The 19,179-nt window shown below is 74.9% G+C and carries 19 protein-coding genes and 1 riboswitch; of the genes, 7 read left to right on the top strand and 12 right to left on the bottom strand.

Features of this window, described 5'->3' with window-relative positions; genetic code table 11:
• The first annotated feature begins 139 nt into the window (after positions 1-139).
• Both ABZ861_RS04455 and ABZ861_RS04450 read left to right on the top strand, forming a co-directional pair.
• Positions 140-1,615 (top strand): CoA transferase, encoded by a 1,476-nt coding sequence (locus ABZ861_RS04455; protein ID WP_361623481.1) that lies wholly within the window; start codon positions 140-142, stop codon positions 1,613-1,615.
• A 795-nt stretch (positions 1,616-2,410) separates the two neighbouring features.
• Entirely contained in the window at positions 2,411-3,400 is a 990-nt protein-coding gene (locus ABZ861_RS04450) for a DEDDh family exonuclease (RefSeq protein WP_361623479.1), read from the top strand.
• A gap of 278 nt (positions 3,401-3,678) precedes the next feature.
• On the opposite strand, the gene ABZ861_RS04445 is transcribed toward ABZ861_RS04450, so the two are convergent.
• Positions 3,679-3,927: a hypothetical protein gene (locus tag ABZ861_RS04445; RefSeq protein WP_361623476.1), complete on the bottom strand. Its 249-nt coding sequence runs from the start codon at positions 3,925-3,927 to the stop codon at positions 3,679-3,681.
• Positions 3,928-4,128: 201 nt separating this feature from the next.
• Here ABZ861_RS04445 and ABZ861_RS04440 point away from each other — a divergent pair, with 201 nt between their 5' ends.
• Entirely contained in the window at positions 4,129-4,956 is an 828-nt protein-coding gene (locus ABZ861_RS04440; RefSeq protein WP_361623473.1) for an SURF1 family protein, read from the top strand.
• A gap of 137 nt (positions 4,957-5,093) precedes the next feature.
• The gene (locus ABZ861_RS04435) at positions 5,094-5,849 is read left to right on the top strand and encodes an SDR family oxidoreductase (protein WP_361623470.1); all 756 of its coding nucleotides are present in this window, start codon (positions 5,094-5,096) and stop codon (positions 5,847-5,849) included.
• 614 nt (positions 5,850-6,463) lie between these two features.
• On the opposite strand, the gene amaP is transcribed toward ABZ861_RS04435, so the two are convergent.
• The 8 genes from amaP to abc-f all read right to left on the bottom strand — a co-directional run bounded on the left by amaP (position 6,464) and on the right by abc-f (position 12,211).
• A complete protein-coding gene (amaP, locus tag ABZ861_RS04430; RefSeq protein ID WP_361623467.1) occupies positions 6,464-7,042 on the bottom strand; it encodes an alkaline shock response membrane anchor protein AmaP in 579 nt (192 codons plus the stop codon).
• A gap of 5 nt (positions 7,043-7,047) precedes the next feature.
• Positions 7,048-7,797, bottom strand: coding sequence for a DUF6286 domain-containing protein (locus ABZ861_RS04425; protein ID WP_361623464.1), 750 nt, complete (start codon positions 7,795-7,797; stop codon positions 7,048-7,050).
• Positions 7,794-8,177, bottom strand: coding sequence for a hypothetical protein (locus ABZ861_RS04420; protein ID WP_361623461.1), 384 nt, complete (start codon positions 8,175-8,177; stop codon positions 7,794-7,796). The genes ABZ861_RS04425 and ABZ861_RS04420 overlap by 4 nt, the downstream gene beginning before the upstream one ends.
• A 6-nt stretch (positions 8,178-8,183) precedes the next feature.
• A complete protein-coding gene (locus tag ABZ861_RS04415) occupies positions 8,184-8,387 on the bottom strand; it encodes a hypothetical protein (RefSeq protein WP_361623458.1) in 204 nt (67 codons plus the stop codon).
• A 48-nt stretch (positions 8,388-8,435) separates the two neighbouring features.
• Complete coding sequence (locus tag ABZ861_RS04410; RefSeq protein WP_361623455.1) at positions 8,436-8,933, bottom strand: Asp23/Gls24 family envelope stress response protein; 498 nt, start codon at positions 8,931-8,933, stop codon at positions 8,436-8,438.
• Positions 8,934-9,045: 112 nt separating this feature from the next.
• Positions 9,046-9,870: an enoyl-CoA hydratase/isomerase family protein gene (locus tag ABZ861_RS04405; RefSeq protein ID WP_361623452.1), complete on the bottom strand. Its 825-nt coding sequence runs from the start codon at positions 9,868-9,870 to the stop codon at positions 9,046-9,048.
• Positions 9,871-9,999: 129 nt separating this feature from the next.
• Positions 10,000-10,221 carry a helix-turn-helix domain-containing protein gene (locus ABZ861_RS04400; protein WP_009337982.1) on the bottom strand — a complete coding sequence of 74 codons (222 nt, stop codon included), beginning with the start codon at positions 10,219-10,221 and terminating at the stop codon, positions 10,000-10,002.
• 391 nt (positions 10,222-10,612) lie between these two features.
• Positions 10,613-12,211 carry a ribosomal protection-like ABC-F family protein gene (gene abc-f, locus ABZ861_RS04395; RefSeq protein WP_361623449.1) on the bottom strand — a complete coding sequence of 533 codons (1,599 nt, stop codon included), beginning with the start codon at positions 12,209-12,211 and terminating at the stop codon, positions 10,613-10,615.
• Positions 12,212-12,449: 238 nt separating this feature from the next.
• Here abc-f and ABZ861_RS04390 point away from each other — a divergent pair, with 238 nt between their 5' ends.
• Complete coding sequence (locus tag ABZ861_RS04390; protein ID WP_361623446.1) at positions 12,450-12,863, top strand: VOC family protein; 414 nt, start codon at positions 12,450-12,452, stop codon at positions 12,861-12,863.
• Positions 12,864-13,012: 149 nt separating this feature from the next.
• Here the strand turns inward: ABZ861_RS04390 and ABZ861_RS04385 are convergent, their stop codons facing one another.
• From ABZ861_RS04385 to ABZ861_RS04375, 3 genes are all read right to left on the bottom strand, one after another.
• The gene (locus ABZ861_RS04385) at positions 13,013-14,455 is read right to left on the bottom strand and encodes a hypothetical protein (protein ID WP_361623443.1); all 1,443 of its coding nucleotides are present in this window, start codon (positions 14,453-14,455) and stop codon (positions 13,013-13,015) included.
• A gap of 629 nt (positions 14,456-15,084) precedes the next feature.
• On the bottom strand, positions 15,085-16,212 hold the full coding sequence (locus ABZ861_RS04380; RefSeq protein WP_361623440.1) for an alpha/beta fold hydrolase: 1,128 nt from the start codon (positions 16,210-16,212) through the stop codon (positions 15,085-15,087).
• An 89-nt stretch (positions 16,213-16,301) separates the two neighbouring features.
• A complete protein-coding gene (locus tag ABZ861_RS04375) occupies positions 16,302-16,934 on the bottom strand; it encodes a class II aldolase/adducin family protein (RefSeq protein WP_361623631.1) in 633 nt (210 codons plus the stop codon).
• Positions 16,935-17,312: 378 nt separating this feature from the next.
• On the opposite strand from ABZ861_RS04375, the gene ABZ861_RS04370 reads away from it, so the two are divergent.
• A complete protein-coding gene (locus tag ABZ861_RS04370) occupies positions 17,313-18,617 on the top strand; it encodes an inorganic phosphate transporter (RefSeq protein WP_361623437.1) in 1,305 nt (434 codons plus the stop codon).
• A gap of 41 nt (positions 18,618-18,658) precedes the next feature.
• Complete coding sequence (locus ABZ861_RS04365; RefSeq protein WP_361623434.1) at positions 18,659-18,886, top strand: hypothetical protein; 228 nt, start codon at positions 18,659-18,661, stop codon at positions 18,884-18,886.
• 204 nt (positions 18,887-19,090) lie between these two features.
• Positions 19,091-19,164, top strand: a riboswitch (cobalamin riboswitch).
• The last annotated feature ends 15 nt before the right edge of the window (positions 19,165-19,179 follow it).

Raw genomic sequence — 19,179 nt, 5'->3', positions numbered from 1 at the left:
GGTCGTACTGGAGCACCCCCGAGGTCCACGGCCGCAGGGGGAAACCGGTTCACATGCACTGGGTTCTTTCGCGATCGGCATGTAGATATTGATCTAATCAACATTGAATCAATACTGCACGACACTGCATAGTTCTGCCATGAATCGTGAGGGCAGTGCAGTCCGGACGGTCAGTGCAGGCAGTGCGGACCGCGTAGACCCGATCAACGTCGCGTTCGCGTGGTCCGCCCTGGGCGGCGATCCCGCCCTCTTGTCGCACGTCGCCGTCGTGGAGCGGGAGGGCGCGCTCGCCGCGCGTCTTCCCGTACGGTCGCTGGCCCGCGCGTGTACGGGCGCCTGCGCGCTGGCCGCCGCCGAACTGGCGGCGCGGCGGGCCGGGCTGTCCGCGGCGCCCGGGGTGCGCGTGGACGACGGCGCCGTGGCCGCGGCCTTCGCCAGCGAACGGCATCTGCGCGTCGACGGGCGCGCGGCCGCTTCCTTCGCCCCGCTGTCCCGCTTCTGGCGGACGGCGGACGGCTGGGTGCGCACCCACGCCAACTACCCCCATCACCGGGCACGTCTGCTGGCCGCCCTGGGCGCGCCGGAGGACGCGACCGAGGACGACGTGGCCCGGCGGCTCAGCGCGCGCGGCGCCCTGGAGACGGAGGAGGCGGTCTGCGCCGCAGGCGGCCTCGCCGTCGCGCTGCGCACCGCCGAGGAGTGGGCCGCGCATCCGCAGGGCTCGGCGGCGGCCGCCCGGCCGCTGGTGGAGCGCGGACGGCTGGACGAGGCGCCCGCGCGCGTGCTGCCGCCGCTGGGCGGCCCGGACGCCTCGGGCGCCCCGCTGCTGCCCGCCGCCGGGCTGCGCGTCCTGGACCTGACCCGAGTCATCGCGGGGCCCGTCGCCACCCGCACGCTGGCCCTGCTGGGCGCGGACGTGCTGCGCGTGGACGCGCCCCGGCGGCCCGAACTCGCCGACCAGCACACGGACACGGGGTTCGGGAAGCGGTCGACGACCCTGGATCTCGCCGCCGACACGGGCGCGTTCGAGGAGTTGCTCGCCTCGGCGGACGTGGTGATCACGGGGTACCGACCGGGCGCCCTGGACCGGTTCGGTCTCAGCCCCGAAGCGCTGGCCGAGCGGCGACCCGGAGTGGTCGTGGCGCAGTTGTCGGCGTGGGGCGGTTACGGGCCGTGGGGCGGGCGGCGCGGGTTCGACAGCCTGGTCCAGGCCGCCACGGGCATCGCCGCGGCCGAGGGGTCGGCGCAGGCGCCCGGCGCGCTGCCCGCGCAGGCGCTGGACCACGGCACGGGCTACCTGCTGGCGGCGGCCGTGCTGCGGACGCTGACGGAGCAGTCGTATGAGGGCGGCAGCCGCGTCGTGCGACTGGCGCTGGCCCGGACGGCGGCCTGGCTCACGGGCGCCGCCGCGCCAGCGGGCGGAGGGCCGCCGGGTGTCGTGGGGGTGCGTGAGACGGGTGCGCCGTATGACGGGCCGGCGCCGTGGCTCTCCGAGGCGGACAGCCGCGTCGGACGGCTGCGGTACGCCTTGCCGCCCGTCGCCTTCACCGGCGGCCCCACCGACTGGACGCGCCCGCCGGGTCCCTGGGGGACGGACCCGGCCCGCTGGAGCTGAGCGGCGAGCCGCGGACGCTCCCGCCGGGCGCGGCCGCGCGATGCGGCGCACAGCCCGCGTGACCGACGCCGACGCCGGTGGCCGCCGGATGCGCCCGCGCGATGCGGCGGGGAACGCGGCCTCCCGTCGGCCGCACGGGCGCGGGCCGCCGCGCCACCCGCCACCCGCCACGCGGCCGTACGGGGCCGGGGCGACGGGATCGGAACGACGAGGCCGGAACGACGAGGCCCGGACGACAGGCCCGGGGCGATAGAGCCGAGTTGAGGCGGGGTCAGGCAGCCAGCCCCGGCCGTAGCCGTCCGCAGGGCCGCCCTGGGCGTCCGCTGGGGCGCGCCCGCCCGAGCCTCGGCGTCCGATCCCCCGCCTTCCCGCCCTGGGCGCCCGCTCGGGCACGCCCCCTTCGCGTTGAGCGAACCGGCTACGCGGACGCGCCGCAGGACCACCGTCCGAACGCATCGTCAGCCGCGGAAGCCGCCGCACTGACGCACCGCACGAGGCGCCGCCGGTCGCCGGACACGCCGTAGGGGCACGCACTGCACCAACACCGCGCCGCACACCCGAACTTGTCGGCAGCACCAACGCAGAGCCTCCATTGCCGGGCCCGTGCCCACTGCGTCCCGGCGCGCCTGGACCATTCGGCGGTCCGGGCGCGAACTCTGGAGCTTTTCGCCCGTTTCGCGAGGACGCGCACCGGGTCGGGGGCCGAACTGGCGTGCAGGCGGGGCGAGTGCGCGGGCGGCTCGGCGGGCGCCTGCGGGGCCGGACTGTCGGTCGGGGCCCGTATCCTCAATGACCATGCTCGAAGACCGTACGCTCGCAGGGGCCTCCCCCAGCCCGTGGCCGGCCGCCTATCCGGAGGGATACGCGGTCGTCGACGTGGAGACCACCGGCCTGGCCCGGGACGACCGCATCATCTCCGCGGCGGTCTACCGGCTGGACGGGCGCGGCGAGGTGGAGGACTACTGGTACACACTGGTCAATCCCGAGCGGGACCCGGGTCCAGTGTGGATCCACGGGTTGACGAGTGAGGCGCTGGAGGGCGCTCCGCTCTTCGCGGACGTCGCCGAGGAGTTCTCGGCCCGGCTGGCGGGACGGGTGCTGGTCGCGCACAACGCGGTGTTCGACTGGCAGATGATCGCCCGGGAGTACGCCCGTGCGCGGCGCGAGGCGCCGGTGCGGCAGCGGCTGTGCACCATCGCGCTCTCCAAGGAGCTGGATCTGCCGCTGCCCAACCACAAGCTGGAGTCGCTGGCGGCGCATTTCGGCGTCGTGCAGCGGCGCGCGCACCACGCGCTGGACGACGCGCGGGTGCTGGCGGAGACGTTCCGGCCGAGCCTGCGCGCGGCCGCGGCGGGCGGGGTCCGGCTGCCGCTGCTGGAGTGCCGCCCGCTGACGGAGTGGTCGGACCGGCAGGTGCCGCGGCAGGCGTCAGGCGGGGGCTACGGCGGCGCGGGGGCAAGCAGTTGGCGCCCGGCGCGCAAGAGGCCGGCCTGCCCCTACCCGAACCCGGGGCGCTATGAGGACGGCAAGCGCCTCAAACAAGGCATGCGGATCGCCTTCTCCGGCGACACCTCGACCGACCGCGACCTGCTGGAGGACCGCGCGATCGAGGCCGGGCTGCACGTCGCCACCAGCCTCTCCCGGCTGACCAGCCTGCTCGTCACCAACGATCCGGAGTCGGGCACGGCGAAGACGGCCAAGGCGCGCCAGTACGGCACGCCGGTGGTGGACGAAGCGGCGTTCGGGCAGTTGCTGCGGGACGTGGATCCCGCGGACGGCGCCTGATCCGGCCCGCGACGCGGAGCCCGGAAGCGCACCGGGGCGGGCCGCCGGGCATTACGCGTGGGGTCCGGGCACGCGACGCGGCGGCCGGAAAGCGCACCGGGGTGCCGTGGACGACGAGCGGGCCCCCCGGGCGACGGCCGCCGTCCGCCTAGCCGGGCCGGGGAGGCCGACCGGCGCCGCGTAAGGCGACCGGCGCCTGAAAAACCGACCGAGGCTGGAGAAGCCGACCAGCCCCGGGGCGGCCGCGTCACACCGCTCTACGCGTCGGAGCCCACCCTCTACGCGTGAGAGACCACCTTGTCGACGATCCCCGTCTTGCCCTCCGCGCGGGCGCAGTGGGCCCCGCAGTAGAAGTGGCCGTCGGCCTCGACGCCCTGGCCGATGATCTGCACCCGGCAGTGCTCGCAGATGGGGGCCATGCGGTGGATCGCGCAGGCGAACGAGTCGAAGACGTGGCGCGCGCCGTCCTTGGTCTCCACGGTGAACGCCAGTTCGTAGTCGTTTCCGCACACTTCGCAACGTGTCATATACCGCATCGTGAGGGGCGAAACGGACCTCCGCAAGCCGACGGTGTGCCGCCCGCCCGGCGTACGGCCTGACCTGCGTGCGACCCGGTCGGCACAGCGGCCCCGTCGTCCTGCGACGATCCCGGATCCCGAACATTTCTGCGGACACCGGCATACCCCCCTGCGGGGAAGATCGCGCAGGGCGGGAGGTACCGTCGTGGGGTGTACCGCTTCCTGTTGACCCGCCAGTGGGCGATCATCACCCTCGTGGCTCTGCTGCTCATCCCGACGATGATCTGGCTGGGTTTCTGGCAGCTTCACCGCCATGACCACCGGCAGCGGCTGAACCAGCTCATGAGCACCTCCCTGGCGGCCCGGCCCGTGCCCGTGCGGTCGCTCACCGCGGTCGGCGGCTCGGTCGCACACCACGACGTCTACCGGCGGGTGACCGCCAAGGGCCGCTTCGACACGGCGCACGAGCTGGTGGTGCGCCGGCGGACGAACACGGACGAGCAGGTCGGCTACCACGTGCTGACCCCGTTCACCCTGGACGACGGCGCCACGCTGCTGGTCAACCGCGGCTGGATCCCCGCGCCGGTGTCCCAGACCGCGTTTCCGAAGATCCCCGCGCCCGCCTCGGGCGACGTCACCGTCACCGGCCGGCTGATGCAGGACGAGACGACGGCCGCGAGCGGCATCAAGAACCTCAAGGGTCTGCCGGACCGCCAGGTCATGTTGATCAACAGTGAACAGGTCGGCGCACTGCTGCGGGGCTCCGGCGACGCCTCCGCGCGCGCGGTGCTCGGCGGCTACATCGAGATGACCTCGCCCGCGCCCCAGGGCGGCAGCCCCCAGCTCCTCCCGACGCCCCAGGAGGACACGAGCTGGATCGGCGTGGGCGACATCAACCTGCCGTACGCGGTCCAGTGGTGGCTGTTCGCCGCGGGCGTCCCCGTGGGCTGGCTGGTCCTGGTCCGCCGCGAGCTGCGCGAGCGCTCCGCGGCGACGCGGGAGCCCGCCGCGCAGGAGACGGAGCCCGCCCCGGCGTAGGCGGTGTCCCCGCGTAGGCGGCGCCTCGGCATAGGCGGACGCCGGGGCGGGGGCGGCGGACCGGCCTCAGCGGGTGGACCGCCGCGAGGCTGGGATCGGCCTCGCCTCGCGCGGCGGCGACCGGGCAGGATGGGTCCATGGATCTTGGACTGAAGGACCGGATGTACGTCGTCACCGGGGCCAGCCGCGGGCTCGGCAACGCCGCCGCGCGGGAACTGGTCGCCGACGGGGCGAAGGTGCTCATCAGCGGACGGGACGAGCAGGCGGTCGCCGACGCGGCGGCCGCGCTGGGCCCGAACGCGGTCGGCGTGGCCGTGGACAACGCCGACGCCGACGCCCCACAGCGGCTCATCGAGGCCGCTCGGGAGCGCTTCGGCGGCTTCGACGGCATCCTCATCAGCGTCGGCGGGCCGCCGCCCGGGTTCGCCGCGGACACCACCGACGAGCAGTGGCAGTCGGCGTTCGAGTCGGTGTTCCTGGGCGCCGTGCGGCTGGCCCGTGCGGCGGCCGCGGAGCTGGACGCGGGCGGCGTCATCGGTTTCGTGCTGTCCGGCTCGGTGCACGAGCCGATCCCGGGGCTGACGATCTCCAACGGCCTGCGGCCCGGTCTCGCCGGGTTCGCCAAGTCCCTCGCGGACGAGCTGGGGCCTCGCGGCATCCGGGTCGTCGGCCTGCTCCCGGCGCGGGTCGACACCGACCGCGTGCGCGAGCTGGACGGGCTGTCGGCGGACCCGGAGGCGACCCGGGCGGCCAACGAGTCCCGCATCCCGCTGCGCCGGTACGGCACGCCGCAGGAGTTCGGGCGCGCGGCGGCGTTCCTGCTCTCCCCGGCCGCCTCCTACCTCACCGGCATCATGCTGCCGGTCGACGGCGGCGCACGGCACGGCTTCTGACCGGGAGCACGCGTCCACTGGGCGGCGCGCGGCACGGTCGCTGACCAGGTGCGCGCTTCGGACCGGCGGCGCGTGGCCCGGCCACCGTTCGGGGAGGCGCGTCCGCTGGGCGGCGCACAGCACGGTCACTGACCAGAGGCGCGCTTCAGACCGGCGGCGCGCGAGGCGGCTACGGGGAGGGGCGCACGTCCGTTGGCGGCGCGCGACACGGTCACAGACCGGGGACGCGTTTCGGACCGGCGGCACACGGCGCGGCCACCGTTCGAGGAGGCGCATCCGCTGGACGGCGCGCGGCACGGTCGCTGACCAGGTGCGCGCTTCGGACCGGCGGCGCCCGAGGCGGCTACGGGGAGGGGCGCGCGTCCGTTGGCGGCGCGCGGCAGATTCTCCGACTCCGTGCCCTCCCCCGGACCCGCCCGCCCCGCCCCCCCCGGCGGGCCTCCGGGCCGCGCCCGGCTCACCCAGACCGCCCCGGTCCGCCCCGACCGGCCGCCCCGCCCCGCCCGCCTCACCTGCCCGAGCGCGCCGGCGTGCGGTGCCGCGGGGCGCGCCGCGCCGTAGGAGGGGCGCGCCGCGGAAAGACCGGGCGGCGGGGCGGGTGCGGGCGGCCTGAGTCAGCTCAGTCGTTCCGCGCGGTGCCGGGCCACGCCGAGACGGACCTCTGCCGGGAGGCGGTGCAGGGCGGCCGAGTCGCGGGCCCTGGCCAAGGATCCGGTGGCGAGTTCGTCCAGGGCGGTCCCCGGTTCCGCCTGCGGCCGCAGCAGCAGCCGTACCCGGGCCGCGGGGGCGGCGCGGCGGCCGGTCAGCCGGACCTGGGCCCGCTGCACGCCGTCCAACTGCTCCGCGTCGGAGGCCAGGACGTCCTCCAGGGCCCGGCCGCGCAGCAGCGCGCCCTCGCCGTCGCCGGTGTCGACCAGCACCTCGCCGAGCCGCTTGCGGCGCAGCAGGGCGAACAGCCAGCACAGGGCGAACAGCATGAGCAGGGCCAGCGCGCCCAGGACCGCGGGCCACCACCACCCGGCGTCCCGCCAGTGAGTCCGCTCGGCGGTGCTCAGCAGCACGTCATGCCGTCCGGAGTGGATCCACCAGGAGGGCGGCGGCGCGCCGAAGCCGACGGCGAGCACCGAGCCGCCCAGACCGAGCAGCACCAGCCCCACCAGACCCGTCAGCAGGCGGTTCACGATCGTCAGCATCGGCGTCACCCCTTGTTCCGCGGCCGCTGGACCCGGACCGAGAGAGCGGGCGGCCGGGTCAGCCCGAGTCCTCGTACGGCGTCGGAGAGCGCGAGGTCGAGATCGGCGCGCACCGCGTCGACCTCCCGGAAGTGCGCGACCGCGCGCACGTGCGCCCTGGCGCGGCGCAGCCGGACGCGGACCGAGCGGACCCCGGAGATCTCCATGGCCCGGTCGCGCAGCAGGAGAGCGGCGGCGTCCCGGCGCAGCGCCGCCCGGACGCCCGGGTGGGGGCGCCGCATCGGCAGCAGACCGCGCTGGCCGGGGGTGAGGGCGAGCACGACCAGCCACAGGCCGAGGAGCGCGGCGATGACGGCGCCGACCAGCACCCAGGAGTCGTCCAGGGGCCGGGTGGCCAGTTGCCGGGCCAGCTCGCGGCGCCAGCGCAGTCCGGTCCGGCCGGTCCGGACGGAGGCGATGTCGTAGAGGAACGCGCCCGCGACGACGAGGACGAGCAGGGCGACGACGACGGCGGGCGCTCTGCGCGCCGACCAGAAGCGATGGCCGCGCCGGCCGCGGGCGGCCGGGTGTTCCGGCGGACCGTCGGCCTGTTCGGGCGGACCGTCGAAGTGCTCCGGCGGCCCGTCGGCCGGTTCACCGGGCATGCCGGCGCCCGGCTTGTGGAACATGTCGCCGTCCGCCGGATGGGACGGGTCGCCGACCCGGAGGACCGGGAGCGGCTGCGTGCTGTGCTCCGAATACGGGGGCTCGCTCATAGGACCCTCCCCTGTGCCGTGGGCGGCGCGCCGTGCGCCGGGAGCGGAAGCAGTCGTTCCACCCGGATGACCACCTCCGGCACCCGCATGCCCACCAACGCGCCTACCCGCTCGACCACATGGCGACGCACCCGGGCGCACCAGGCGCCGACGTCGCCGGGAAAGGGGAGGTCGAGGCGGACCTCGACGACCGCGGAACCGGCTCGGACGACGACCGCCGCGTCCGGCGCCGCGGCGCCGGGCGGCAGCAGGCCGACCGCCTCCCGGGCCGCCCGCGCGGCGATCTTCGCCACCACCCGGTCGGCGACCTCCGTCGCCCCGCGCTCGGCCGGCGGGACGCCGGACGCCGCTCCGCGCAGTCCGTAAGCCCCGCCGCTCACCGCGGGTCACCGCCCGCGGTCGTCACGGGAGCGGAAGAAGTCGCCGCGCTCGCCGCGCTCACGGGGCCCGTAGTCTCCGTCCAGGAACCGGCCCGCGAAGAAACCGGCGACGCCGAGGGCCGCCACCACCAAGAACGCGCCGAATCCGCCGAAATACCCGGCGAAGCCGAGCGCCATGCCTGCGATCACGCCGACCACGGCCATGCTCATCGTGCACTCCTCCTGCCCGGGTCGCCGGACCGGCGTCCGGGCTCATCCCTACTGGAGCCGCGACTGCGGCTCCTCTTCCTCGTCCTCGGGCAGGTTCACGTCGCTGACCGCGATGTTGACCTCGACGACCTCCAGTCCGGCCATCCGCTCGACGGCCGCGATCACGTTCTCCCGCACGGAGCCGGCCACCTCGGTGATGGACACGCCGTACTCGACGACGATCTCCAGGTCGAGCGCGGTCTGCACCTCGCCGACCTCGGCCTTCACCCCGCGGGTGACGGCCTTCGAGCCGCCGGGGACCCGGTCCCGCACGGCCCCGAACGTCCGGGACAGGCCGCTGCCCAGCGCGTAGACGCCCGGTACCTCGCGCGCGGCGAGTCCGGCGATCTTCTCCACGACGCCGTCGGCGATCGTGGTGCGCCCCCGGGTCGCGGGATCGCCCAGACCGCGCCGGGTCGCCTGTGTCTTGCGCGTCGCGGGAGACTCCGGCGCCTCCCGCTCGCTCACCGGGGTCCGGACGGGACCCGGTTCCGTCATGTCGCTCATCGCCTGCGTCCCTTCTGTCGCGCTCCAGGACCCACGGTAGGCGGATCGGACGGATCGCGCCCCCGAGCGGACGGCGCCGGTTCGAGCGATGCGCGGCCGGGACGGGCGGGAGCTACTCGCCGAGACCGGCGAGGTCGCGCAGCCGACGGCCCTGGGCCTGGCGTTCGGCGGCGCGCTGCTCCTCATAGGAGTGCGTTCCGGCGCTCCGCAGCAGCGCCTTGGTCTCGATCACCGCGCTGCGCGGCGCGGCGAGGATCGCGGACGCCAGGTCGCGGGTCGTCGCGTCGAGCTGGTCGCGGGGCACGGCGACGTTGGCCAGCCCGCTGCCGACGGCCTCCTCGGCGGTCACGAACCGCCCGGTGAGGCAGATCTCCAGCGCGCGGCCGTAGCCGACGAGGCCGGTCAGCGGATGCGTGCCGGTGAGGTCCGGGACCAGGCCGAGGCTGGTCTCGCGCATCGCGAACTGCACGTCGTCGGCGACGACGCGCAGGTCACAGGCGAGGGCGAGCTGGAAGCCGGCCCCGATGGCGTGTCCCTGCACCGCGGCGATGGACACGATGTCGCTGCGCCGCCACCAGGTGAACGCCTCCTGGTACTCGGCGATGGTCGCGTCCAGCTCCGCGTCGTCGCCCCGCGCCATGTCGAGGAACGACGGCTCGCCGTCGAAGCCCTCGGGCGTGAACGCCTGCCGGTCCAGGCCGGCGGAGAAGGACTTGCCCTCGGCGCGCAGCAGCACGACGCGCACGGAGCCCGGCAGCGACCGCCCGGCCTCGGCGAGCGCCCGCCACAGGGCGGGGCTCTGCGCGTTGCGCTTGGCCGGATGGGTCAAGGTCACCGTGGCGATCTCGTCGTCTACGGTGAGTCGCACGCCGTCTTTGTCGAATACGTCGGATACTGAGTCACGTACCGGCTTGAGGTCGTGCTCGGGCGTGGCCATGGGGCGCCTCCGAAAAGTGCGGTCGTCCGCACTGCCCGCACGGGCAGCGTAAGTGACTGCACAGTAACCACACGGTCGGTCAAGCGGCCGACCGGGTGGTCACCGTCGAAGGCGATGAGGCACCCGGGATCAGGCCGACGTGGCCTTCTTTCCCCGGGTCGCCCCGCCACGCCCACGGAGCGTGACGCCCGACTCGCTGAGCATCCGGTGCACGAAGCCATACGAGCGGCCGGTCTCCTCGGCCAACGCCCGGATGCTCGCACCGGAGTCGTACTTCTTCTTCAGGTCTGCCGCGAGCTTGTCGCGCGCGGCGCCGGTCACCCGGCTGCCCTTCTTCAGAGTCTCGGCCACCCGTGCCTCCTCATGGGAAGTGCGCTCTGTCTCCTCATGATCACCCCTCCGGAGCCCGATGGCCACCCATTCGGCAAGGTCCGTGGGACAGGGATATGACGACAGGAGCGCGTCCGCACAAGAGGAATTCGCTGTTCCGGGGGGCGCCGTTCGTACCGCCGAACGGGTTGTCTCACGAAGCCGCAGGTCAGCGGCGAGTCGCCGCCGCCCCTTGGCGCGTAAGGGCTTCGCGGTGAAATCCGTGTAGGACACACCGCGATACGAGGAGATCTCACACGAATGGTGGATCACCGATAGGCCGAATGATCTATACGCCGCGTCGGTGCGGGCCTGGGACCGGCCCCGCACCGGCCCTGCGGTGCGAAACGGCCGACCCCGGACGCGGCGCCGGTCAGGCCAGGCTCACCAGGTCCGCGTAGCCGGCGCCCCACAGGTCCTCGACGCCGTCGGGCAGCAGGATGATCCGCTCGGGCTGGAGCGCCTCGACCGCGCCCTCGTCGTGCGTGACCAGGACGACGGCGCCCTGGTACGTGCGCAGCGCGCCGAGGATCTCCTCGCGGCTGGCCGGGTCGAGGTTGTTGGTGGGCTCGTCGAGCAGCAGGACGTTGGCGGAGGAGACGACCAGGGTCGCGAGCGCCAGGCGGGTCTTCTCACCGCCGGAGAGGACCCCGGCCGGCTTGTCGACGTCGTCGCCGGAGAACAGGAAGGAGCCCAGCACCTTGCGGACCTCGACGAGGTCCATGTCGGGGGCGGCCGAGCGCATGTTCTCCAGCACCGTGCGGTCGGGGTCCAGGGTCTCGTGCTCCTGCGCGTAGTAGCCGAGCTTGAGGCCGTGGCCGGGGACGACGGCGCCGGTGTCGGGCTGCTCCACGCCGCCGAGCAGCCGCAGCAGGGTGGTCTTGCCCGCGCCGTTGAGACCGAGGATGACGACCCGGGAGCCCTTGTCGATGGCCAGGTCGACGTCGGTGAAGATCTCCAGGGAGCCGTAGGACTTCGACAGGCCCTCGGCCATCAGCGGCGTCTTGCCGCAGGGCGAGGGCTGGGGGAAGCGGAGCTTGGCGACCTTGTCGGAGGCGCGGACCGCCTCCAGGCCCGCCAGCAGCCTGTCGGCGCGCTTGGCCATGTTCTGCGCGGCGACCGTCTTGGTGGCCTTGGCGCGCATCTTGTCCGCCTGCGCGTTGAGCGCGGCGGCCTTCTTCTCCGCGTTCTGCCGCTCGCGCCTGCGCCGCTTCTCGTCCGCCTCGCGCTGCTGCTGGTAGAGCTTCCAGCCCATGTTGTAGACGTCGATCTGGGCGCGGTTGGCGTCCAGGTAGAAGACCTTGTTGACGACCGTCTCGACCAGGTCGACGTCGTGGGAGATGACGATGAAGCCGCCGCGGTAGGTCTTCAGGTAGTCGCGCAGCCAGGTGATCGAGTCGGCGTCCAGGTGGTTGGTCGGCTCGTCGAGCAGCAGGGTGTCCGCGTCGGAGAACAGGATCCGCGCCAGCTCGATCCGTCGGCGCTGACCGCCGGAGAGCGTGTGCAGGGGCTGGCCGAGCACCCGGTCGGGCAGGTTGAGCGCGGCGGCGATGGTGGCGGCCTCGGCCTCTGCGGCGTATCCGCCCTTGGTGAGGAACTCGGTCTCCTGACGCTCGTACTGCCTGAGCGCCTTGTCGCGGGTGGCGCCCTGGCCGACGGCGATGCGCTGTTCGTTGTCGCGCATCTTGCGGATCAGCACGTCCAGACCGCGCGCGGAGAGGATGCGGTCGCGGGCCAGCACGTCGAGGTCGCCGGTGCGCGGGTCCTGCGGGAGGTAGCCGACCTCGCCGGAGCGGGCGACGGCGCCGGCGGCGGGGATGCCCTCGCCGGCCAGGACCTTGGTCAGGGTGGTCTTGCCGGCGCCGTTGCGGCCGACCAGGCCGATGCGGTCGCCCTTGGCGATGCGGAAGGTGGCGTTCTCGATCAGGACGCGGGCGCCGGCGCGCAGCTCGATGCCGGAAGCGGAGATCACGGACAGACTCCAGGGCGGGTGAGGGGCGGGAGGGACGGCTGGGGAGGTACCGGCGTACCCGTCTAATGCGCGAGGAGAATGGCCATGGGAGACAGTCTAACGGGGGCGTGCAAGCACTTTTCCCGCGCGTTTCCCGCGTGCGCGCCCCGCTCGCCGGGGGGCTTCGGGGGTGCGGCGCCAGACTGGGCGGTGCGCCGGGGCGTCCCGGCTCAGTCCGGAGCGTGAGGGTGTGATCGGCATGGCGGATCCGGCCGGCGGGCGTCCCAGCGTCTGCCCCAGCCTGCTGTACGCGGACGCGAAGGCGGCCATCGAGCAGCTCACCGGAGCCCTGGGCTTCGCCGAGCTGGTGGTGTACGAGGGCGAGGACGGTCTCGTGCACCACGCCGAGCTGACGCAGGGCGGGGGCGTGGTGATGCTCGGCTCGAAGGGGAGCGGCGGACGCTTCGACGACGCGATGCGCGGCGCGGGTCCGGCGGGCGTGTACGTAGTGGTGGACGACGTGGACGGCCACTACCAGCGCGCCGTGGAGCACGGGGTGGAGATCCTGATGCCCCCGACCGACCAGGACTACGGGTCCCGGGACTACATGGCCCGGGACCTCGAAGGCAACGTCTGGAGCTTCGGCGTCTACGCCCCGCGCCTGGAGGGCTGAGCGCCGCGACGGCGGCTGGGCGGCCCGGACGGCCGGGAGCCGGGCAGCCGGACGGCCGGGAGCCGGGCAGCCGGGCAGCCGGGCAGCCGGGCAGCCGGGCAGCCGGGCAGCCGGGCAGCCGGGCAGCCGGGCAGCCGGGGCCCAACGACCTAGCTGCCCCCGGTGTGGACCTGGAAGGCGGCCCGGCGGACGGCCTTGGCCAGGGCGGGGTCGGGGTGTGCGGCGGCGAGCGCGACCAGGACCTGCACGGTGCGCGGGTGGCCCACCGCCCGCACCTCGTCGAGCAGGGCGGGCACGGTGGGCTGCACGGCCGCCTCCAGGTGCCGGACGAGCATCGGCGCCTCGCCGTGGTCGGCGACGGCGGCGGCGGTGTCCACCCACAGCCAGGTGGCCTCCTCGCGGGTGAGCACCTCGTGCGCGTCCTCCGGGTCCACTCCGTCGTGCTCGGCGAGCCACAGCAGCGCGTACGGGCGCAGCGCGGCCTCCTCCCGCACGGCCCGCACGTCGGGTTCGGCGGGGGCGCCGACGACCCGCAGGGCCTCGAAGGCGAGCCCGCGCAGCAGGGCGTCCTCGCCGCGGGCGGCGCCGAGGAGCTGGGCGACGGCGCTGCCGACCGGGCGGGCGGCAAGCCAGGCCCGGTACTCGGCGCGGGCCGCGTTCGGGCGCAACTGGGCGCAGCCGCGCAGCATGTCCTCGGCCGCCTGCTCGATGTTCCCGGCCGGGCTCTGGGCGGCGACGCAGATCTGCTCCAGCTTGACCCAGACCGCCCAGTTGCCCAGCGGGGTGAGCGTGGCCTGCTCGTCGCCGTAGGTCAGCGCGCCGACCTTGGCGAGCGCCCGCAGGGCCCAGTCGAGCAGGGGCGCCGGCGCGGCGTCCTCGGCCGGCGCGGCGGGCTGGACCGGGGCGGCGGAGGCGGGGCTGGCGGCGGGGCGCCCGCCGTGCTCGGGGTCGGGGGCGTAGGCGACCTCGCAGCGCTCGGTGCGCAGCTCGGTGACGCGCTGCTGGAGGAGGTCCAGAAGCTGCTCGACGGGCACGGGCCCGGCGGAGAGCTGGAGGAAGGAGAGCACCTGGGGCATGGCCGAGACCACCTCGGCCACGGCGGCGGCGTCGTGGCCCCGGGGCTCCGGCGAGGCCAGCGACCAGGCGTCGAAGAGGGCCACCCAGCCGCGCAGCACGGCGCTGTCGTCGCGGTCCCAGGCGCGCAGCCGCCAGCCCGGCCGGGCGCGGTCGCCGTGCACCTCGACGAGCCCGGCCAGGCGGGCGGTGTCCCAGTCCGCGCGGACCCGGGCGGGGGTCAGGCCGAGTTCGCGGGCCGCCCGTTCGGCGGTGGCGCGGGAGAGGGTGGCCAGGCCGTCGGCGGTCGCCCTGCCGCGGCCGGGTCCGAGGGTGGCGTCGGCCCAGCGGGCGACGCGGGCCGCCCCCGCAAGTCCGGAGCGCGCCATTCCGGCCAGCTCCGCGGGCGCCGGGGTGCCCTCCGGGGGGCGCGGTGCGGGGCGGCGCGGGGGCCGCTGGTTCACGGCTCGGGGGGCGGCGGCCAGGGGTCGCGGGCGGACGAGTCGAAGCCTGGAGTCGCGCGGGATACGGGACGTCACAGGTGCAGTCTCGCGTTTGACGGACCGAAAACCCAAACGGAACGTCACGGGCGGCGACGGAGAAGGCCAATGCAACGGGTGCGGGGGCGCGCGATGCGCCCCGGACAGGGGCGCGTCGTCCCAGGCCCGCGCGCCGCGCCGCACCCCGCGCACGCCGGGGAAACGGAACCGCCGCGTCTGGCCGGGTGCGGGTACCTGGCTCGCGGGTGCACGCCGTCGCCGAGGCGGACCACGGTCGCGTCCCGTCGCCCCGGACCGCACCCGCAGGCGACCGCGGCCCGGGGCCCCGGCTGCGGGCGCCGCCCGGCCCGCGGCCGCACGCTGTCGCCCAGGCGGACCGCGGTCGTGTCCTGCGGGCCAGCTCCCACGCACCCGCACCCGCACCCGCCTGGCACCGGCACCGGACCGAGACCCGCGTCGGCGTGAACGGCAGACGCGCCCGTACCCGCACGAAACCGCGGTCCGGGGTAGTCGTGGACGAGCAGACGCACCAGCACCGCACCGCAACCCCGGGTCACCGGCTCGCAAGGCATCAGGCGACAGGCACCCGGTACAAGGCGGCAGGCACCCGGTACAAGGCGCCAGGCACCAGGCACCGACTCACCCCCTCGCGCCACCCGCCCGCCGCCTCACATCAGCGGGGTGAGGAAGCGGCGCAGGGCCTCTTCGTACGGCTGGGGGTCGGCGTTCCACATCGCGCTGTGCGAGGCGTCGGGGACCGTGTGCAGGGCGATGAGGTTGGGGCGCAGTTCGGCCAGGCGGCGGGAGAAGCGCCAAGGGGCCACCCGGTCGCCCGGACCGTGGAAGATCAGGGTGGGCGCCAGGAGCGCGTCGGCGTCGCCCGGCTCGTCGAGCGGGCCGCCGGACAGCCCCGCGCGCCCCTGGGCGGCGCGCACCGCGAGCGGCAGCAGGACGCCGGGAGTGTGCCGGGCGCGGGCCAGGGCGCGCAGCGTGGCCTCCCAGTCGAGCACGGGCGAGTCCAGGATCAGCCCGGAGACGCGGTCGCGCAGTCCTGAGCGCAGAGCGGCGAGCAGCGCCATCGTGGCCCCGGTGGACCAGCCGTAGAGCACGACCCGCTCGGCGCCGTTGCGGACGGCGTAGCGGATCGCCGCGTCCAGGTCGCGCCACTCGCTGCGGCCGAGGTGGTTGAGGCCGTCCGGGGAGCGGGGCGCGCCGGGGTCGCCGCGGTAGGCGAGGTCCAGCACCGGGAAGTGCCTGCTGTGCAAGAACCGCATGATGTTCAGGGGGAGTTCCCGGGTGGTCCCCAGGCCGTGCACGGTGATCACCCAGGTGTCGCGGACGCCGGGCACGAGCCAGGCGGGCAGCGGGCCGAGTTCGCCCGGCACGTCGACGTCGGCGCAGTCGAGGCCGAGGGCGGAGCGGGGGTCGCCGACGTACAGGTTCGGGGTGAGCCACACCTTGTCGCCGGGCCGCACGGCGCCGTGGGTGACGCGGTCCAGGCGGCGCACGGCGGCGTCGGGCCGGTGCGGGGCCTCGCTCAGGACCTGGCCGACGACCGCGTGGGAGCCGTCGCCCGCCAGGCCGTACACGCCGGGGCGCAGCGAGGCCAGGCGCCGGGTGAGGGTGATCTGGCCGGCGGCCGTGCCGTGCACGGTGAGCCGGGGGTCGGTGGGCAGGGGCCGGCCCGAGGGCGCCTTGAGCGCGGCGTCGCTGGCGAGCCGTCCGGCGGCGACGCTCGCCGCGCCGGCCGCCAGGGCCGCGGTGGCGGCCGCTGCCGCCGCTTTGACTGTGCGCACGGATCCAGTGTCCGTGGGTAGCCGGTCCCCGGCCAGCGGGGGAAGAAGTCGGGAAGACACGTCCGGCCGAGTTCCAGGATCGGGCCGCTTCATCCCTCCCCCCGCCCCGGACCGGTCTGTCCGTAGCCGCGCAGCCGCTGCCGCGCCTGTGCCATCTGCTCCGGGGAGAGGAGGGACGGCGTCAGGCCGGGCACCGAGGACGCGGTCAGCCACAGCCGGCACATCCACTCCAACTGGGCCGTGCGGTCGTACGCCTGATCGAGGGTGGCGCCGTAGGTCATGGTCCCGTGGTTGCGCAGCAGGCAGCCCGAGCGGTCGGCGAGGGCGCGCAGCATGTTCTCGGCCAGTTCCTCGGTGCCGTAGGCGGCGTACGGGGCGACGCGCACCGTGCCGCCGAGCGCGGCGGCCATGTAGTGGATCGGCGGCAGCTCGGAGACGAGGGTGGAGACGGCCGTCGCGTGCACGGCGTGGGTGTGGACGACGGCGCCTGCGCCGGCAGTGCGGTAGAGCGCGAGGTGCATGGGCAGCTCGCTGGTGGGGAGCAGCGTGCCGAGCACCTGCCGGCCGTCAAGGTCCACGCCGGTGACGTCGTCCGGGGTGAGCCGGTCGTAGGGCACGCCGGTCGGGGTGACCAGGACGGTGTCGCCCACCCGCACGGACACGTTGCCGGAGGTGCCCACGACCAGCCCGTCGGCCACGGTGCGGCGGGCCGCCGCCACCAGGTCCGCCCAGGCGCGCCGCTCCCGCTCCCCCGCCTCCCGTGGACCCCTCGCGCCCGCCGCCGCCGCGTCACCCGCCTCCCGCGAGCCCGCCGCGCCCTCCGCCTCCCGAGAGCCCCCTACGCCCCCTACGCCCCCTGGGCCCTCTGCGCCTTCCGCGCCCCCCGTCACCCGCGTGCCCCTGGGGCGTGCTTCAGGTGTCCTTCGTCACGACGCAGCTCAGCCATGCGGGCGATCGTGCCAGCTCGCCGGTCCCGGGCACCAGACCTGACCGGTGAAAGGCGGACTCGGACACTCCACCGACCGTCTCAGTTCATCTTCCGTTCACCCACGTTACGTACGTTCATCCAGCCAATGACGCTCGAACGAATGCCTGGGTAAATGGAAAGCTTCTCGCTGATCCTCGCGATCGTGGTAATAACCGCACTCGCGTTCGATTTCACGAACGGTTTCCACGACACCGCCAACGCGATGGCCACCACCATCTCCACCGGCGCGCTCAAGCCCAAGGTCGCGGTGGCCCTGTCCGCCGCGCTGAACCTGGTGGGCGCTTTCCTCTCCGTGGAGGTCGCCAACACGATCTCCAAGGGGCTCGTCGACGAGACGGGCATCCGCCCCGAGGTCATCTTCGCCGCCCTGGTCGGCGCGATCCTCTGGAATCTGCTGACCTGGCTGGTCGGCCTGCCGTCCAGTTCCTCGCACGCCCTGATGGGCGGTCTGGTGGGCGCCGCGGTCGCCTCGGCCGGCGTCGGCGCGGTGCACGTGGACGCGCTGGTCACCAAGGTCGTGATCCCGGCGGTGGCCGCGCCGCTCGTGGCGGGTGCCGCCGCGCTGCTCGCCACCCGGCTGTCGTTCGCGATCGAGGGGTCCGCCGCCGAGGGCGCGCCGGGCGGCACGGACGGCGGCCGGGCCGCCGCGAAGGGCCACCGCGCCGGGCAGATCGCCTCCGCGGGCCTGGTCTCGCTGGCCCATGGCACCAACGACGCCCAGAAGACGATGGGCGTCATCACCCTCGCCCTGATCGCCGGCGGCGCCCTCGCGCCCGGCGCCAACCCTCCCGTGTGGGTCATCCTCTGCGCGGGCCTGGCCATCGCGCTCGGCACCTACATCGGCGGCTGGCGCATCATCCGCACCATGGGCACGGGCCTGACCGACCTCCGTCCGCAGCAGGGCTTCGCCGCCCAGACCAGCGCGGCCACGGCCATCCTGGCCTCCTCGCACCTCGGCTTCTCGCTCTCCACCACGCACGTCGTCTCCGGCTCCGTGATGGGCGCGGGGCTGGGCCGCAAGGGCGGCGTCGTGCGCTGGTCCACCGCGCGCCGGATGGCCCTCGCCTGGGTGCTCACGCTGCCGGCCGCGGCCCTGGTCGGCGCGGGCGCGGAAGCGGTGACGGAGCTGGGCGACTGGGGCACCGCGCTGGTCGCCGTGTTCCTGGTGGCCTCCAGCGCCGCGATCTGGAAGATCTCCCGCCGCCAGGTCGTCGACCACACCCACGTGGCCCCGGCGCAGGCCGAGGAGCCTCCGGGCGTGGTGACCCAGGCCATCGCCGCCGTGGCCCCGCCCCCGGCGGCGCCCGTCCCGCCGGCCGGGGACCTGCCGCCGGCGTTCCCGGCGCAGTCGGCCGAGCCCGCCCGCGACGAGGCGGCCGCCTCCTCCTCGGCGACCTCCCCGAACGCCACCGTCTGAGCCCCCCACCCGGCACCCCGCCTCTCAAGGAAGCATCCACCATGAAGATCGACTGGGCGGCGCTCGGCTCCGTCTTCGGCGTCAGCCTCGCGGTCACCGTGGGCCTGGTCGCCCTGTTCACCCTCGGCACCGCCGGTCTGTCCCGGCGCGAGCGGGCCCTCGCCCAGGGCGGCGGCGGAGGCGTCGCCCTCACCGGCGCCTGCGTCTGCTTCGCCGCCTGCGCGGCCGCCGTCGCGTACGGCATCTTCCTGATCGTCGTCAAGAGCTGACGACCTCTCACACCGTCGGCGCCCTGGGGCCTGTCCGTCGACTTTCCCTCTGCCCTTCGGGCGACGACGGGAAGGCGACGGACAGGCCCCACGCCCGTCGCGGGCGGTGTGGGCCTCATCTCAGTCTCCCTCCGCAGGTCAACGGCTAGTTGACGGGTGTTCGCGGACCGTGGTGGACTGCCCAGGCCAAGTACGGCGGCATGGAGAGGAAGCCGGTGCGAATCCGGCGCGGTCCCGCCACTGTCACCGGGGAGGAAACCCCCGGGAGCCAGGAACTCTCGCCGCCGGTCTCG

It is taken from the genome of Streptomyces sp. NPDC046985, from assembly GCF_040644415.1.
Taxonomy (GTDB): domain Bacteria; phylum Actinomycetota; class Actinomycetes; order Streptomycetales; family Streptomycetaceae; genus Streptomyces.
Note: the sequence above shows the minus strand (reverse complement) of the source record. Positions and strands in the feature narration are given on the sequence as shown.

Excerpts from the sequence above, each read along its gene's own strand:
- ABZ861_RS04455 (WP_361623481.1), top strand. The coding sequence starts at position 140 with ATGAATCGTGAGGGCAGTGCAGTCCGGACGGTCAGTGCAGGCAGTGCG.
- ABZ861_RS04370 (WP_361623437.1), top strand. The coding sequence starts at position 17,313 with ATGGAAAGCTTCTCGCTGATCCTCGCGATCGTGGTAATAACCGCACTC.
- ABZ861_RS04405 (WP_361623452.1), bottom strand. The coding sequence starts at position 9,870 with ATGGCCACGCCCGAGCACGACCTCAAGCCGGTACGTGACTCAGTATCC.
- ABZ861_RS04415 (WP_361623458.1), bottom strand. The coding sequence starts at position 8,387 with ATGAGCATGGCCGTGGTCGGCGTGATCGCAGGCATGGCGCTCGGCTTC.
- amaP (WP_361623467.1), bottom strand. The coding sequence starts at position 7,042 with ATGCTGACGATCGTGAACCGCCTGCTGACGGGTCTGGTGGGGCTGGTG.
- ABZ861_RS04450 (WP_361623479.1), top strand. The coding sequence starts at position 2,411 with ATGCTCGAAGACCGTACGCTCGCAGGGGCCTCCCCCAGCCCGTGGCCG.
- ABZ861_RS04410 (WP_361623455.1), bottom strand. The coding sequence starts at position 8,933 with ATGAGCGACATGACGGAACCGGGTCCCGTCCGGACCCCGGTGAGCGAG.
- ABZ861_RS04425 (WP_361623464.1), bottom strand. The coding sequence starts at position 7,797 with ATGAGCGAGCCCCCGTATTCGGAGCACAGCACGCAGCCGCTCCCGGTC.
- ABZ861_RS04390 (WP_361623446.1), top strand. The coding sequence starts at position 12,450 with ATGGCGGATCCGGCCGGCGGGCGTCCCAGCGTCTGCCCCAGCCTGCTG.
- ABZ861_RS04445 (WP_361623476.1), bottom strand. The coding sequence starts at position 3,927 with ATGACACGTTGCGAAGTGTGCGGAAACGACTACGAACTGGCGTTCACC.
- ABZ861_RS04435 (WP_361623470.1), top strand. The coding sequence starts at position 5,094 with ATGGATCTTGGACTGAAGGACCGGATGTACGTCGTCACCGGGGCCAGC.
- ABZ861_RS04365 (WP_361623434.1), top strand. The coding sequence starts at position 18,659 with ATGAAGATCGACTGGGCGGCGCTCGGCTCCGTCTTCGGCGTCAGCCTC.